Here is a 397-nt window from a genome sequence, read left to right as displayed (position 1 = left end):
CCCTGTATCCGCACGGGGCTCCCATCAACAAAGGAGAGTCATGGCAGGCGAGTCAACGTTCGACGTCGTAAGCAAAGTGGACAAGCAGGAAGTGGCCAACGCGCTCAACCAGTCCCAGAAGGAAATCGCCCAGCGCTATGACTTCAAGGGCGTTGGCGCGGAAATCGACTTCAGCGGCGAGAAGATCCTCATGAAGGCCAACTCGGAAGAGCGCGTCAAGGCCGTCCTGGATGTTTTCCAGTCCAAGCTGATCAAGCGTGGCATCTCGCTGAAGTCGCTGGACGAGGGGGAACCCTACGCCTCGGGCAAGGAGTACCGCTTGGAAGCCTCCATCAAGGAAGGCATTGCCCAGGACCTGGCCAAGAAGATCAACAAGCTCATCCGCGACGAAGGACCC

At 58.4% G+C, this 397-nt stretch carries 1 protein-coding gene; it reads left to right on the top strand.

Translation table 11 applies throughout. The annotated features are described in order from the left end of the window. Positions 1-40: 40 nt before the first annotated feature. Positions 41-397: nucleotide-binding YajQ family protein (locus AC1DKD_RS42345; RefSeq protein WP_477144882.1), on the top strand; the 357-nt coding region annotated here is incomplete at its 3' end.

It is taken from the genome of Cupriavidus sp. 05T313 (genome assembly GCF_056396665.1).
The sequence above is the reverse complement of the archived record's forward strand: the minus strand, read 5'-3'. Positions and strand labels throughout refer to the sequence as shown.